This window comes from Vibrio sp. T11.5 (assembly GCF_027587155.1).
Lineage (GTDB): Bacteria > Pseudomonadota > Gammaproteobacteria > Enterobacterales > Vibrionaceae > Vibrio > Vibrio neptunius.
Genome location: NZ_JAPPTP010000014.1, coordinates 45,656 through 59,678, shown reverse-complemented (window position 1 = coordinate 59,678; position 14,023 = coordinate 45,656). Strand labels below are relative to the sequence as shown.

Sequence of the window (14,023 nt, the reverse complement as noted above, 5' to 3'; positions counted from 1 at the left end):
AAGATAGAAAATTGCACTAAATGTACCAATGCCTTGCCTTATCAGCAAGGCATTGAACTATAAACATGGACTGAAACCCGCAATTTCTAACAGATTCCTAACGAAAGTCGAAAAATCTCGTTGTCTCTAATTCTGCTCGTTCCACCAAATGACTCGATCACTCCCTCGGTATAGACCAAATTGTGTCAGTCCTGAAGTGACATCATCCAGACTACCATCGCCATTTTCATCGTCTCTCAACCATGGAAACAAACTACTCAAATTAATGGATGTCGTAATGGTCCCCGTATTACCCGCGCCGGGGGGAGTATACTCAATCCAAGATTCGCCTGCAGAAACAGTCGAAGAGGAGAGGGATGCGGCCACTTGAGGTTGAACCGGAGAACCCACAGTAATCACATCAAAGCTTTCATTGCTATAACTAAAACTGGAAGCGGCAAATGTAGTGCACGAATCGTCTATATTGGTTTGAAAGGTGCCGCCAGAAAAATACTGTATCTCAAGCCCCTGTCTAAGGTTAGAAAGCTCTGAGCCATACGTGTCAAGTATTTTCATCCGCCCCCAACGTAACTGCATCGTTGTATCAATATCTTCAAATGTCAGAGGCAGGCATGAACCACTACTTGAGGTTTGATAACAAACACCATCATCATCCGTCAATTCCGCTTTGTCCATCGTCAGACTAAAACTGGCAATAAAAGGCTCAATTGCAGACGATGGCTTATCATAACTGACCGTTTCACCTGAAAGCTCTAATGTGACATTGGTCGAGTTAAACATACGGCTAAAGGAAGCGTTTGATGAATTAGGAGTCATGCCTAGCCCATTGCTCGAAGAGTATGCGCGTTGATCCCAAGACTTATTATATCTCCACCAATTTGTATCTAAATAGTTAACAGTAGCAGTGCCACTTTCTGATACTGGAGTGAGGTTAGCCCTCGGGTTTGCACTAAAACCAAATGGCTGTCCAATGTAAGTATGCGCTGTATTTGTGCTCAAATCACATGTAGCTTGTAACATTGGCGTTAGCTTTTGAACCGCAAAATATGCTGGAGTAAATCGTCCTATATTCCCTGTGGTGCCAGCGGTAATACTCTTAGCTGTACTTCCATAAAATGAGCTTGGTGGCGTCACAGTAAAACTAAACACCCCAACCTCAGAGACCGATTGCGTCACGCTATTCGTACCATTCAAAATAGGAGTATGGCTATAAGAGGTGGTACTGATACTGCCTGCGGTGCCTGTTGAGGGCTGTACCAAACTATGACTGATGGCAATGTTGCTATGTTTGTAGTTAGGTGTCACTTGGTTATCTTGATTGTAAGCGGTCACCTTAAGATTAAAGTTTTCCCCTGCTTTGGCGAAAATACTACAACTGATATCGGCACTACTGCAGGCTCCCGTGCCACCAGACGTGTTTTCAGCCGTTATGGTCAGATATTTAGGGAAACTCACGAAATTCTCTGCACCTCTAAGCTCTAACCCTAATTCATCTCCAGTTCCGACATATTTCGCATTTAACTGTAAATGACCTGCATCATCATAATTGAGATTGAATCTCGTTTGACCGTTACTATCAAACGCTAAATTATAATTCGTCGCCCCTAACTCACTGGTACCAAGATCCGTATCGCTCCCCGTCACATCAACGGATACTTTGGGGCTTCCGACCAAATCTATTTCTGGGTCTAAATACTGATTCCAAAGGGCGACACTCTTTGTCACTCCCCCAAAGCCGACATCACACTTAGTATTGCTGTCTCCCTGCTTGACAGCACTGAGCGTTACTTCAACGGATTCAGCGGCATACTTGTCTGACATATCGATAACGAAACCACTATCAGAAAAGACTAAATTACAGTTCTGGTCACTCCAGCTACCACTACCAATTTGGCATAAATTAGTGGAGAAAGGACGAGCAGGAGGGTTTGATCCCATCACATCTAACTTGATGCTGCCTGGAGAATGTTTCCGTATATAAAAGGTCTCAGAACCACCAGTAATGGTTTGCGTTATTCCCCCTTCCCAGCCTCCTCCTCCAGAAACGACGGAAGGAGATAAGGTAATGCTGACAGGATCGGTGTATAACTCTGTACAGTTATCATTCTTACATGCCTTAATTGTGACTTCTGATTTGTTACATGTAATCCCTTGCCCAGTATGGGTAATACGAAAATGATCGATTTGATCTTCTATTGGGCGGGAATTCAGTGCACAAACTTGGAAATTATCTATTTCATGATTATTTGTCAGATCACCTGTCGAACCTGTGATAGACAACAAAAAATCTTCAGGAACAGCCGCTTGAGAATATTGGCTTTCCAGCACATCGACTGGGCCAACAATAGTCTGCCAATCTGCCGTGCCTATTTTGCGGAAGATCTCGACCTGAGACTGGTTGCTAATTCTTGAATCTACCACGATTTTATAGCGATGGACGGAGCCGACGTTGTTATTGTCAACCGTCGGCGACAAACAATTGCTGTTCTGGTTTGTTTGACCGTTATTACAGGCGCCAGCTAAGTATCGATACCCTGTTTCATTCGATCCAGAGCCTCTTAGGGCAACAGACTGACGGCGCTGCCCGGGATCAGTTCCCTCCCCCCCTTGCGCAGAGAAGTTCCCATATTCGTCGATACCAATACCTAACCAGCCTCCGGCAAACCCAGGTTCATTGGTCTTAAAACCATAACCTAAAGGACCACCAAATGCGCCCGCTCTTGGCGTAACTAGCGCATCAGACAAGACAACAGCAATACCATCCGCCCCTGAGCCATTATAGGCAAAATGATCAAACTCTATCTCCACCAAATTGTCTTTGGCTGGGAATAGACGCTGGTACGTTGCTGACGTGGCCTGATCTTGCACCGCTTGAGTAAAGCGTAATCGACTGCTGATAATTCCAGGTTGAAAAGAACCACTACTGGTCGACGTCACCCACAGGTCGGAAAGTGACCCCGAATTGAAATCATCGCTAAAACACTCCAAAGGAACGCTTGAATTGTCACACATACCGATGAGATCAGCGTTTTCTATCACATCAGGATCAACCGTTACCGTACTGTTACCCGTTGTTACTAACGCACCTCCAGCAGCAAGAGCTCCTGAGATACTTGCACTACCAGCCACCTGAACACTTCCTGCAACGTAAACAATGCCATTGATTTTGTTTTGGCCACTGATCTGCAAACTGCCCGCTACATAAATAAACAAATCTTCAGGATCACCATCAAGGTTTAACTCAGCATTCGTTAGTTGGAGAGAATCAAAATACAAACGAGTCGTTGAACCATTGGTGCTGAGTTCAGCCCTATTTTGGAATCGGCCAGCGTAATAACTATAATCGCCAGGTGTAAAGTTACTCGTTCTTAATGTAACGCCTTGCCAACAAAGATTGCTTCCTCCAAAACGGAAACAGTCAAGATTCCCCAGTTTGTTATTAATAATATCCGGTGGTGGAACTAAACCATTTCCCGAATGGTTTCCAGAGGGAGGATCAGTGAAGATATCTGTACATTGAGGTACAGCATAAGCGTAAATTGGTATCATTAGACCAATCACGAAAAAAACAATACTCCTCATCATGTTCATTTTCTGACTCCTACCTCAATGACTCTTTGCAGTTGCCACCCTCCCACTTGGCACAATCCTGTTGAAACCAATTGAAACACCTCAACATTATTATCTAGCCTGCCCAAAGAGGTACATGTCACCGAGGCCGAGCACTGAGATAAACCAGTCCCCGAAAAACGAATCGTTTGCGCGGCCCCTACCTGACAGCTGCCATCCGTATCAGTCTGATAGAAACGGCTGATTTCTATCTGCGCCGCGGAACGTGCCGCCATTTCTGCTCTTGTACCAATAACTGATGCAATCAGTTGATCACTACTACGCTCTTGGTTTCGATTGGCGATGGCTGCCATAAACCCTACCACTACAACAATGATGAAGATAACCAGAAGCAATCCACTCCCGTTTTGACTACGGCGTGTTGTAGATAAGTGCATCATGATCAAACCTTATTTGTTCTCCATTATCAGAAAACGTAAGCTCCATCTTCACCAAACCGTTGCGTTGCAGTTGAGGTGAAGCAACAACAAAATTCACTGCAGCGAGATTGCCCGCGACCCTCACCCCCTGACCAAGCAATGCAGGATCTAACGTCACTCTATCTAGAGCATAGTTGGAATACCTCAATAGCTCAGTGCCAACTAAGCAAAATGCGACGGGATCACGGTAGAAATACAAACGATCTGCAGGGCTCAATGCAGTAAAACCTGCACTGACCGTTAAATTGACATTCACCATGGAAGTCATCGCTCCACTGGCACTAAAATCAACATCTGTACTCACTTGGGCAATTTGGCCAACACCACTAATACTCTGCCTCAGCTCTGCTGCATCTGTTGGGTACACCACTACACGCTCTCCAGCAGTGATACTTTTCACAACAGGGAGCACTCGAATGGCTGCTGACGTAGCCGCAACGGTAGGAAGGTCCATGTATATGGCACTGTTTGTGATCGGCAAAATCTCAATGCAGTTATTCGCCACCACGACACTATTGGGAATGGCTTCTCTAATCTCTCGACGTAGCCTTTCAGTAGCAAAGCGCCCTTGCTGAATTAAAGCTTCACGATTAGATGAGTCTGAGTAAAGTACCAATGACTGACGCACCACTTCACCGACAAACAGCCCAACAATACCTAACAAAGTGATGGAAATAACCATTTCAATCAGAGTAAAACCGCGCATCAAAAATTTCCTTTTGTCGCTGAAAATGGATAAGTATTCCCCTGACGGTCAGTAATTGTAACGGTAATTCGCTTATAATGTGTCCTGGTGAGAGATTCTGTGCCTTGCATGGTGCCACCGATATCTTGCTCGTAGAAGACAAGAATGGCGACGTTATAGCCTTGATACTCACCACTAATATCAACACCCAGCACATCTTGAACAGCACCGTTCAGGCCATCAAAGTCGTCAACATCATTGTATAAGGTTTTATTTAATTCACCTGATTCTGGACCAAGGCTGCCAGTTTCAGTACAAGAAACACGATCGGTAGTATCAACGAGAACACATTCGGGTAAACCACCATTTGGCCCAGAATTGTGATCAAAATTACGGCCCAACACCTCATCCAACACCGCTCGGCCTAACTCCGCCGCTTTAACCGATGAAACCTGCTCAGCACTTTGTTTACCTTTAGGAAACAGCGCAATCGATACACCACTGATCGCGATGCCAATAATCACTATAACGATCACCATTTCCAATAACGAAAAACCGTTATGTCTAGCAGCTTGTCGAGTTCGCAAAAATCCCCCCTTCTGAATTAACACAAATAAATCGACGAGTACCAGACTGCCCTTGAATAGTAATGGTGCAAGAAGCTGCAGAACACTGAGATGGACGTCCTAAACTATCAAAATCAATAAAGTTACCTGAGCTGATTGTTAATGACACACCGTCTTCGTTAGCGTCAACAAAACTACTGTCGCTGGTGTTAGTGGGAAACGTCGTTGTACACGCACCCGACACGATGGATGCCGCCATATCAATCGCTTGATTTCCATTGACAATCCAACGCCCGCATAAGCTACTACGATTCATCGCTCTCAGCTGAGTTAAGCGCAGTGACGATAAAACGGCTTCTTCCATTAATTGTGCATCAAAACTGCTTTTACCCACGTAACGACTGGCAGCATAGACTGAAACCACAGCAAGCAACACAATAACTATAATAAGCTCAATTAACGTAAAGCCTCGACAAGGCTTAGCATTCATAAATTACCTAAGTAGTTAATTTTTCTTGTTTGATTATAAATTAGAAAAGCCATTAATGAGGGTGTTCTAGGTAGGTTTTGAGAGGAAATGAGAAATCAATCAGATGTCGAAGAAAAGAAAGGCCAGCGTTGCTGGCCTTTCTTTAATAATTAGTTACAACCACCTGTTGCTACGGTTGTCGAAGCCGCACTCGCAACAGCGGTACCTGTGGCCTGCGTGTAAGTAACAGCACATGTTGCATCGGTAGAACCACTGAAGCCATAGGTAATACTAGTATTTGCAACACTTGTCACAACGCTCCAATCACTATCAAGGCCAACAACTGCCGCTCCGATACCGCCAGTTGTCGCCAGCGGGTAACCATAAATTGTCAAAACGCCTTCCACTGCGGTCCCAGCAGCGGCGCTCGCCGTTTCTCGGCCATCAATAACAGCTTTGCCATACACAATGCCAGCAGCACCATCAATAGCACCTTTAAGGCCTTGTAAAGATGCTTCTCGTGCATCTCCTTGTAGGTTAAGAAAACGAGGTGCTGCCGTTACTGCCAGAATACCGAGAATAACAATCACCACTACTAATTCGATTAGGGTGAAACCGCCTTGTTTTTTCATAGTCTCTATCTCTCTATGTTAATCCGCAGTACTACTGCAATGTCACGGTCACACGACCAGTTTTAATCTCATAAACAAACTGATGACCCGAGCTACCTTCTTTCTGAATATAGGTACAAGTATCGTTTGAATCATCAGCTTGTGCTGAATACTTTACATTAGAATTCGTATTCGAATTTGTAACAGTGTCCACCTTAGGTGGGTTTTGCAGCAAGCTTTCCATTAAATCTATACACATTTGATCCGTGAGGCTGGTTGGAAAACTGACATTGTCTGTGTTCAAACCATAGGGGTAACCATCGCGAAAGCCAGTGTCAGCATTACTGCTATTTTTTGAGCGAGTCAGCCAGAAATCGACACCGTCATAATCAACACGATTGTATGATTCAGAGCTTATTGTCAACGATGGGCGAGCCTCCGCTTCCCATTGTGCGCGAGCTGAAAGCACTCCGGTAGCAAAGCCTCCAGCAACCCCCTCTACACTGGCTTTCTTTGCTTCGTCAGTCACATCTAAAAAGCGAGGTAAAGCGGCAACCGCCAGTAACCCGACAACGACAATGACAACGACAAGCTCAACTAACGAAAAACCAAACTGCCTATTATGCATAATTACAAACTCGCTATTTAGTACAACGTATTATACGAGATATCTACGATATAACCATCACAAATATGTCAATAAAATCAAGTTGATGAAAAGCCGACACTCACAGTAAACGTATTATCCACCAGTTGTATATGAATCGATTTACCCTGAGTATAAACATAGTCACATTGGTAATTATTTAATTCAGAGCGATTAACTACCTTGAGTGGCATTGAATCCAAAATGCTCAACTTCGGGTATAGTAGTGAAAGCCAAGCCATACACTGCTTATTCTTTTCAAACATTTTTGGCAATACCCAACCTGTCTCAGAAAATACCAAGCTTTGATTTTCCACAATCAAACTTTCTCGCTGCCCCTTCAACATCCATTGCTGTTTGTAAAAGCTCGCTCTTTCAATTATCCGCTTACTGGCCAGTAAAAAGGCAGCATCATCAACATCCTGCTCTAATTTTTCCAGCACCAAAACAAAGCTGAGCAATAAAATAATAATAGTCGACAACCAGACGACTAACCTTGAGCGTTGTATACCACCCGCCATATTAACCTTGAATAGCGTCTAGCATGCCCCACATTGGCAGGAATATGCCAAGTGCAAGAATTAATACCATACCCGCTACTACGACTAATAATATAGGCTCTATTCTTGCTGTCAGCGTTTTCAAGTCATAGTCCACTTCACGATCATAAAAATCCGCTGCTTCAAGCAAAAGCTCATCAATTCGTCCGGTTTCTTCTCCAACGGATAGCATCTGCAGCACCAACGGCGTAAACACCTGACTATTACTCGCTGTGGTTGATATAGTACCCCCAGCTTCAATGGACGATTTCATTTCTAAAAGACGGTTTTCTAAATATTTGTTTTCTAAAGCTTCTGCGGAGAGTGCCAGTGATTGGTTTAGAGGAACACCCGCTTTGAGCATCAGTGCAAAAGTACGAGAAAATCGCGATAGCTGAGCACGATTCACTAAATCGCCGATGATTGGCATGCGTAAGCGAAATTTGTCCCACTTTTCCTCGCCAGTTGCCGTTCTTACCCATGCCTTAAAAGCAAATATCAGACTGATAATACCCGCCAGCATAAAGGCCCAATAGTTGACAAAGAAGTCAGATGTCGCGATCAGAATTCGGGTGGGCAGTGGCAGATCAACGCCAAAGCGAGCAAACATACTGGCAAACTGTGGAATCACCTTAACATTGAGAACAAACAGCGCGACGAGAATAAAACTGATCACAAACGTGGGATAACGCATCGCTGTTTTGATCCGTTTACGTGTTTCCACCTCCTGCTCATAGTAATTAGCCAGCTGCATAAGAGCCTGATCCAGTCGGCCTGTATTTTCGCCAACATTGATCATGGAAACAAACAGCGGACTAAACACTTTAGAATGCATCTGCATTGATGATGACAAGCTACGTCCATTGGTTAGCTCTTGCGTCACTTCTTCTAGTGCCTGTTTCAACTGTTTATTAGCACTGTTTTGGGTTAACCCCTTCATTGAGCGTAATAAAGGGACGCCCGCCTTTGTCAAGCTATAGAGTTGACGACAAAAAATAACCAGTACTTCCAGCGGAATCGACGGCTTAAATAGAGCTCCGAAATCCGCGCTAAACGCGCTCTCACCACTTCTACCTAGTGTGATAGCGGTAGGAATTACACCTTTGTTGAGCAAGGACTCTGCGGCCGCTTCTTCATTTGGGGCTTCTACCTGCCCAGTCGCGGCTGTACCATCTATGTTGCGTCCCTGATAACTGAATACTGGCATAATTCACCCTATAGGTAGATGGCTTCAACAGACCCAGAAGCATCACCTTCGCCGAGGTTCATAACTTCATCTAAGCTCACTACTCCCTGTAATGCGAGTTCCATTGCAGACGCAAGCAAAGGTTTATAACTGTCAGACTGACGGGCAGCGGCTGAAAAGCCCACAGCGTCATTGGCCCTAAGCCTATCCATCATCTCCTGTTCGAGTTCGAGCATCTCAAAAACACCTATCCGACCTTGGTAACCGGTAAGATTACAGTTTTGGCACCCACGTCCTTTAACAAAAGCAGCGTGTTCTTGATTAGGGAAGCGCTGCGCTAACCACTGTTTGCGAGCATCTTCAACAACATCTTCAGTTTTACAATCTGGGCAAACTTTACGCACTAGACGTTGAGCTACCACCGCACGAACGGCGCTTGCCACTAAATAACCAGGAGCACCCATATCCATCATTCTTAGCGCGCTATCCACCGCATCGTTAGTATGTAAGGTACTTAAAACCAAATGCCCCGTTAACGCTGCACGCAAACCAATCTCCACCGTTTCTTGATCACGCATCTCACCAACAAGGATGATATCGGGATCCTGACGAAGAAAGGTTCTTAGAATTGTTGAGAAATCGAGATCGATTTTAGAATTTACCTGAACTTGGTTCACGCGTGGTAGACGATATTCGACAGGGTCTTCTGCGGTAATGATCTTCTTGCCGGGTTCGTTGAGTTCACTTAACGCCCCATATAACGTGGTGGTTTTACCTGAACCTGTTGGTCCAGTAACTAATATCATACCGTGTGGTCGACGAAGTTGACGCCGCAGACGTACTAGTAAATGGTCTGGCATCCCAGAGTATTCGAGCTTTCTCACTCCTGTCGATTGATTGAGAAGGCGCATTACCACAGATTCACCATGCTGCACTGGCATCGTCGACATACGTATGTCAACCGACTGACCTTTGGCCCTAATGTTAAAACGGCCATCTTGTGGTAGACGCTTTTCCGATATATCCAAATTGGCCATCAGCTTCAAACGCAGAACTAAAGCGGGTGCAACATTAACCTCATTAAGCAAGGTTTCATGCAGCACACCATCTATACGCTGGCGCAAGCGCAATACATTGGCATCCGGCTCAATATGAATATCTGAAGCTCCAACCTGAATAGCATCTTCAAATAGGGAATTGATCAGCTTCACAACCGTGACTTCGTCACTGTCTTCATCCTCAATACTGAAATCAAACGCTTCATTTACTTGATGTTCAGCTTGAAGTTGCTCAGCAAAAGAAGCAATTTCTTTGGTACGCCGATAGTAACGATCAAATCCATCAACCAGTTGTTTTTCAGCCGCAATAACAAATTCAATACTGTAATTAGGAAGTTGACCAAGCAAAGCTTCCTGAGCAAAGAGATCCGCTGGATCACTCATCGCGACTCGAAGCGTATCCCCCTGACGACCTATTACTAATGTTCTCAATCGGCGGGCGTGCACCTCAGGGAGGAGCTGCACCGCATCGGCATCTATATTCGCTCGGCTAAGATCAATAAGCGGAACATCAAGCTGTTGGGATAAAAAGGTCAACATTTGATGCTCAGTCAAAAAACCGAGCTCAATCAGGGTCGCCCCTAGTTTTCGGCCTGTACTCTTCTGAGAAGCGAGTGCCTCCTCTACCTGAGAATCAGTAATAATGCCTTCTTCAACCAGTAGGTCTCCAAGACGTTTCCTAAGCTTAATTTGCATCCGGTTGCCCCTCTAAACGACTAATAAGCGACAAACGGTCACGGATAAACTGTTTTGACTGGTTCGATAACCCTAGTTTCGTTAAAGCTTGCTGATATGCTTCTTCGGCTTTAAGTAAGTTCAACGCCCTCTCTTGCTGGATACCCAAACCTAACCACCATCGACCACTATCAGGGTCCATTGACACTAGGCTTTGATAACTACTCAGAGCCATGTCATCTTGTTTAGATTTTTGAGCCAGTGCTGCTCGCAGGGATAAATACTCTACTGAAGCCTTCTGCGGTAAGTGCACCAAAGCCGTTAACGCCGCCTCGTTTTGCTGCTCTTTCATTAGTAACTTAGCCAAAGACATCCTTAGTGTACTGTCTTCTCTATCGAGCTGAATGCCTTTGCTTAAGATATCGACCGCTTTTCTAGATTCTCCTTTGCCGTAATAAAGCGCTGAAAGCTTTTGTCGGACCTTAACACTAGCTGGCGCGTAACGAAGCGCCTCCTGATAATGGCTCAACGCTTCGTTGAGATTATTGTTGTCGAGTGCTTTTTTAGCTCGAATCTCTGCTTTTTCTGCAAGTTGAGCCGAAGAAAGCTCTACTTGGTGGACCACAACCTCCCCTTTTGCGACTTTAGCCGGAGGCGTTGCTGTCGCAGCTACTTTGAGTATCTTCGGTTGTGGCAAAAGACGAGCATTTTCATTGGTAAAATTTGATGGCGGTGGATTGTTTTTCTTATCAGACTTGTGCTGAGGTAGATAAATAGCATTACTGCTGACTGACGATTTCGATGTAGGTGAAACAACAGGCTCAACCGTTTTATCAACACTAACTACCGCCAGAGGCTGAGACTCGGAAATAGGCGCTTGAGTAGAGAGCGCCCACCCCCCGACAGCCAAGCTTAAACCAAAGCTGCCAACGACCCAAGGCAGGATCTTAAGCTGGCTAACAGGTTTCACGTTCGCCTTGGCGATCTGCTCTGGCTGATTGGAATGATTATTGGCTAGTTCAGAAAGCGCATTGTTGATGGCACTCATGGAAGACTCCAACCCCAAATTTGCGGGCATTTAAATTTTGGTTTGCAGCTGTCATACGTATCATGGATAGCGTTAAACACCTGTCGGTTGCTGACCTTGTATTCACTCTGGCTACACGCTAGGACCAAGCACTTATGACAAATTTGATTGATCAACCTTGGAATGCCCCGACTGGCTTTCCAGATCGATTTTTTCTGACTGAGTGTAAACAGTTCAAGCTTGCCACCAGACTTTTCGATCCGATTATCTATGTAAGCTACCACCTCAGAAACAGACAGTGTTCTTAATTTCGCACTGAATGTAATGCGTTGTCGAAGTTGACGCAGGTGATGCTGTTCAAGCCGTTCATCCAACTCAGGTTGGCCTATTAGTACAATCTGCATCAGTTTGTGGTACTCCGTCTCCAAATTGCCAAACAAGCGTAGCACTTCCAGCGCTTCATCACTCAAGGCCTGAGCTTCATCAACAAACAACACAACTTGAGCACCACTTCTTGCTAGCTCTATAAGTTTAGCTTGTATATCATCGACGAGAGTCGTGGTATCGGTAACACGTACTTCAAGCTCTGTCGCAATCGCTCTCCTAAGTTCATTGCCACTTAGCGCAGGGTTAGGCAGATAAACCAGTTGTACTGTCTGACCTAGCTGATTGACTAGAATTCTGCAGACCATGGTTTTTCCGGTACCGACTTCTCCGGTTACCTTAATTAACCCTTCTCCCATTTCTATCGCAGATTGAACCGTTTGAATCGCCTCATAATGAGGCTCTAACCCCAAGAACAACTCGGTGTTCGGGGTTAAATGAAACGGAAACTGAGTTAAACCAAAATGCTCCAAATACATAGTCGTTTACTGCTCATTAGGAAACCATTCCTGAAGTAAATCCCTAGACCGTTCAATTTCTTTCTGCCACGTATTTACACCCACAACTGTTGGTTTAAGCAAGATCACTAACTCTGTCTTCTCTGTGTACTGTGTGGTATTTCGGAACAGATGCCCTAACGCTGGGACATCGCCTAAAAATGGGACTTTAGAGGTTCGATCTAGCGTGTTTGACTTCATGAGCCCTCCAATCACAACGACATCGCCATCTTGGGCACGAATAACCGAGTCTGATTCACGAATAGAGCTGGTAGCAAGAGGTAAAGAGACTGTGCCTGAAGACCCTGTATTGATATTTTTTGTTTCTTCCGTCACATCAATTACGGCAGGATGGACATGTAAAAGTACACTGCCATCATTGTCTATTTGAGGAGTTACATCGAGGGAAATACCTGAGAAGAATGGGGTCAGTTCAATATCTGTGCTGGTTGTCGATGTTGTACTGCTTGAATCAACATTGGTCGAAAAATCCGTGACAAAATAGCTGTCCGTACCAACTTTTATTACCGCCTTTTGATTGTTAGAAGCTGTAACGCGAGGGCTAGAGAGAACATTCAGATCACCTTGCGTTGCCATAAAACTGATGACCGCATCAAAGCTACCACTAGAAATAACCAAGTTAGCCTGACCACCCAGCAAAGAACCTACCGCATCCAAACCGGGTAATGTGGCTGGCGTCCCCGTGGTCACTGGGGTTCCTTGACCTATGGTGTAATTGGCCCCATTCGAAGTGAACGCCTTCGACCAATCAATGCCTTGTTGATAGCCATCGCTCAAGGTGACTTCAAGAATTTTAGCTTCGAGGATCACCTGTCGGTGTAAGCGCTTTTGAGATTCACCAATAAAATTCCTCACTTCACGAATTTCATCCGGAAACGCTCGAATCGTAATCACGCCAGCTTGTGGGGTTATGACGACACTTTGTCCCTGACCCGAACCAACCAACTGGCTTACAGCCTGCTCTAGCTGAGGCCAGAAATCACTCTCACTGGTGGTTTCTATTTCGGTACCGCCTTTGGACGAGCTGGTATTGGAACTCCCCGTACTTGACGTATCTGAACTGGAAGAAGACGAACTTGAAGAACTGTTGGTTACAGTACCCGTAGTGATAGAAGTCAATGAACGACCATTACGCTTGAATTGCAGATAATCAACCGGAATAGTCACCGTTCTCAAACCTGCTGGGTAAATCTGTATTACCTTTCCAACTTTTTCAATTTGATAGCCATAAAGGTCCTGAACAACGGATAACACTTCGTCTAAAGTAACGTCCGTCAAGTTAACCGTAATAGTGCCCGACACATCAGGATGTAAAGCGACACTGAATTCCGTTCCCTTTACTAAACTGGCAAAAAAAGCGTTGGCATCAACATCATTTGCTTGAATTCGAAAGCGTTTCACCGTCTCTGACGCAATCAAGCCTGAACCATCCAACTCAGGCATCAGGTCAGCTTCTACAGAGGGTGGCAAGTCATCTAAGCCATGACTGCCTGATTGGCTCAACGCTTCATTGAGAGCGTCTTTTGCCTCCACAGGTGGACGATGCCCCATAGAGCAGCCAATTAATGACGCAACTGTAAAGACTACAACAAGTTTACGCATACGCTTCC

The 14,023-nt window shown here is 45.0% G+C and carries 13 protein-coding genes; all 13 read right to left on the bottom strand.

From position 1 onward, the window contains the following. Window positions 1–126: 126 nt before the first annotated feature. Window positions 127–3,591 carry a DUF6701 domain-containing protein gene (locus OH455_RS14840; RefSeq protein ID WP_269981944.1) on the bottom strand — a complete coding sequence of 1,155 codons (3,465 nt, stop codon included), beginning with the start codon at window positions 3,589–3,591 and terminating at the stop codon, window positions 127–129. Next, window positions 3,588–4,010 carry an MSHA biogenesis protein MshP gene (locus OH455_RS14835; RefSeq protein WP_269981943.1) on the bottom strand — a complete coding sequence of 141 codons (423 nt, stop codon included), beginning with the start codon at window positions 4,008–4,010 and terminating at the stop codon, window positions 3,588–3,590. The genes OH455_RS14840 and OH455_RS14835 overlap by 4 nt, the downstream gene beginning before the upstream one ends. Further along, entirely contained in the window at window positions 3,982–4,758 is a 777-nt protein-coding gene (locus OH455_RS14830; RefSeq protein ID WP_269981942.1) for a PilW family protein, read from the bottom strand. Before OH455_RS14830 ends, OH455_RS14835 begins: the two co-directional genes overlap by 29 nt. Next, window positions 4,755–5,321, bottom strand: coding sequence for a prepilin-type N-terminal cleavage/methylation domain-containing protein (locus OH455_RS14825; RefSeq protein WP_269981941.1), 567 nt, complete (start codon window positions 5,319–5,321; stop codon window positions 4,755–4,757). The genes OH455_RS14830 and OH455_RS14825 overlap by 4 nt, the downstream gene beginning before the upstream one ends. Next, window positions 5,299–5,790: a type II secretion system protein gene (locus OH455_RS14820; RefSeq protein WP_269981940.1), complete on the bottom strand. Its 492-nt coding sequence runs from the start codon at window positions 5,788–5,790 to the stop codon at window positions 5,299–5,301. Before OH455_RS14820 ends, OH455_RS14825 begins: the two co-directional genes overlap by 23 nt. Window positions 5,791–5,939: 149 nt before the next feature. Beyond that, window positions 5,940–6,401, bottom strand: a complete 462-nt coding sequence (locus tag OH455_RS14815) for a type II secretion system protein (protein WP_219348171.1) — start codon at window positions 6,399–6,401, stop codon at window positions 5,940–5,942. 31 nt (window positions 6,402–6,432) lie between these two features. Further along, window positions 6,433–7,008, bottom strand: coding sequence for a prepilin-type N-terminal cleavage/methylation domain-containing protein (locus OH455_RS14810; RefSeq protein ID WP_045974803.1), 576 nt, complete (start codon window positions 7,006–7,008; stop codon window positions 6,433–6,435). A 77-nt stretch (window positions 7,009–7,085) separates the two neighbouring features. Beyond that, window positions 7,086–7,547 (bottom strand): MSHA biogenesis protein MshF, encoded by a 462-nt coding sequence (locus OH455_RS14805; RefSeq protein WP_269981939.1) that lies wholly within the window; start codon window positions 7,545–7,547, stop codon window positions 7,086–7,088. 1 nt (window position 7,548) lies between these two features. Next, the gene (locus OH455_RS14800) at window positions 7,549–8,772 is read right to left on the bottom strand and encodes a type II secretion system F family protein (protein ID WP_269981938.1); all 1,224 of its coding nucleotides are present in this window, start codon (window positions 8,770–8,772) and stop codon (window positions 7,549–7,551) included. A gap of 8 nt (window positions 8,773–8,780) precedes the next feature. Continuing rightward, complete coding sequence (locus tag OH455_RS14795) at window positions 8,781–10,505, bottom strand: GspE/PulE family protein (RefSeq protein ID WP_269981937.1); 1,725 nt, start codon at window positions 10,503–10,505, stop codon at window positions 8,781–8,783. Further along, window positions 10,495–11,532, bottom strand: coding sequence for a tetratricopeptide repeat protein (locus tag OH455_RS14790; RefSeq protein ID WP_269981936.1), 1,038 nt, complete (start codon window positions 11,530–11,532; stop codon window positions 10,495–10,497). Before OH455_RS14790 ends, OH455_RS14795 begins: the two co-directional genes overlap by 11 nt. Further along, window positions 11,529–12,374 (bottom strand): ExeA family protein, encoded by an 846-nt coding sequence (locus OH455_RS14785; RefSeq protein ID WP_269981935.1) that lies wholly within the window; start codon window positions 12,372–12,374, stop codon window positions 11,529–11,531. The genes OH455_RS14790 and OH455_RS14785 overlap by 4 nt, the downstream gene beginning before the upstream one ends. 6 nt (window positions 12,375–12,380) lie before the next feature. Further along, window positions 12,381–14,015, bottom strand: coding sequence for a pilus (MSHA type) biogenesis protein MshL (mshL, locus tag OH455_RS14780; RefSeq protein WP_269981934.1), 1,635 nt, complete (start codon window positions 14,013–14,015; stop codon window positions 12,381–12,383). Window positions 14,016–14,023: the final 8 nt, after the last annotated feature.

What these genes read in the sequence shown, in the direction of transcription:
- OH455_RS14815 (WP_219348171.1), bottom strand. Translation starts at nt 6,401, where the DNA reads ATGAAAAAACAAGGCGGTTTCACCCTAATCGAATTAGTAGTGGTGATT.
- OH455_RS14790 (WP_269981936.1), bottom strand. Translation starts at nt 11,532, where the DNA reads ATGAGTGCCATCAACAATGCGCTTTCTGAACTAGCCAATAATCATTCC.
- OH455_RS14795 (WP_269981937.1), bottom strand. Translation starts at nt 10,505, where the DNA reads ATGCAAATTAAGCTTAGGAAACGTCTTGGAGACCTACTGGTTGAAGAA.
- OH455_RS14805 (WP_269981939.1), bottom strand. Translation starts at nt 7,547, where the DNA reads ATGGCGGGTGGTATACAACGCTCAAGGTTAGTCGTCTGGTTGTCGACT.
- OH455_RS14835 (WP_269981943.1), bottom strand. Translation starts at nt 4,010, where the DNA reads ATGATGCACTTATCTACAACACGCCGTAGTCAAAACGGGAGTGGATTG.
- OH455_RS14840 (WP_269981944.1), bottom strand. Translation starts at nt 3,591, where the DNA reads ATGAACATGATGAGGAGTATTGTTTTTTTCGTGATTGGTCTAATGATA.
- OH455_RS14785 (WP_269981935.1), bottom strand. Translation starts at nt 12,374, where the DNA reads ATGTATTTGGAGCATTTTGGTTTAACTCAGTTTCCGTTTCATTTAACC.
- OH455_RS14810 (WP_045974803.1), bottom strand. Translation starts at nt 7,008, where the DNA reads ATGCATAATAGGCAGTTTGGTTTTTCGTTAGTTGAGCTTGTCGTTGTC.
- mshL (WP_269981934.1), bottom strand. Translation starts at nt 14,015, where the DNA reads ATGCGTAAACTTGTTGTAGTCTTTACAGTTGCGTCATTAATTGGCTGC.
- OH455_RS14820 (WP_269981940.1), bottom strand. Translation starts at nt 5,790, where the DNA reads ATGAATGCTAAGCCTTGTCGAGGCTTTACGTTAATTGAGCTTATTATA.
- OH455_RS14800 (WP_269981938.1), bottom strand. Translation starts at nt 8,772, where the DNA reads ATGCCAGTATTCAGTTATCAGGGACGCAACATAGATGGTACAGCCGCG.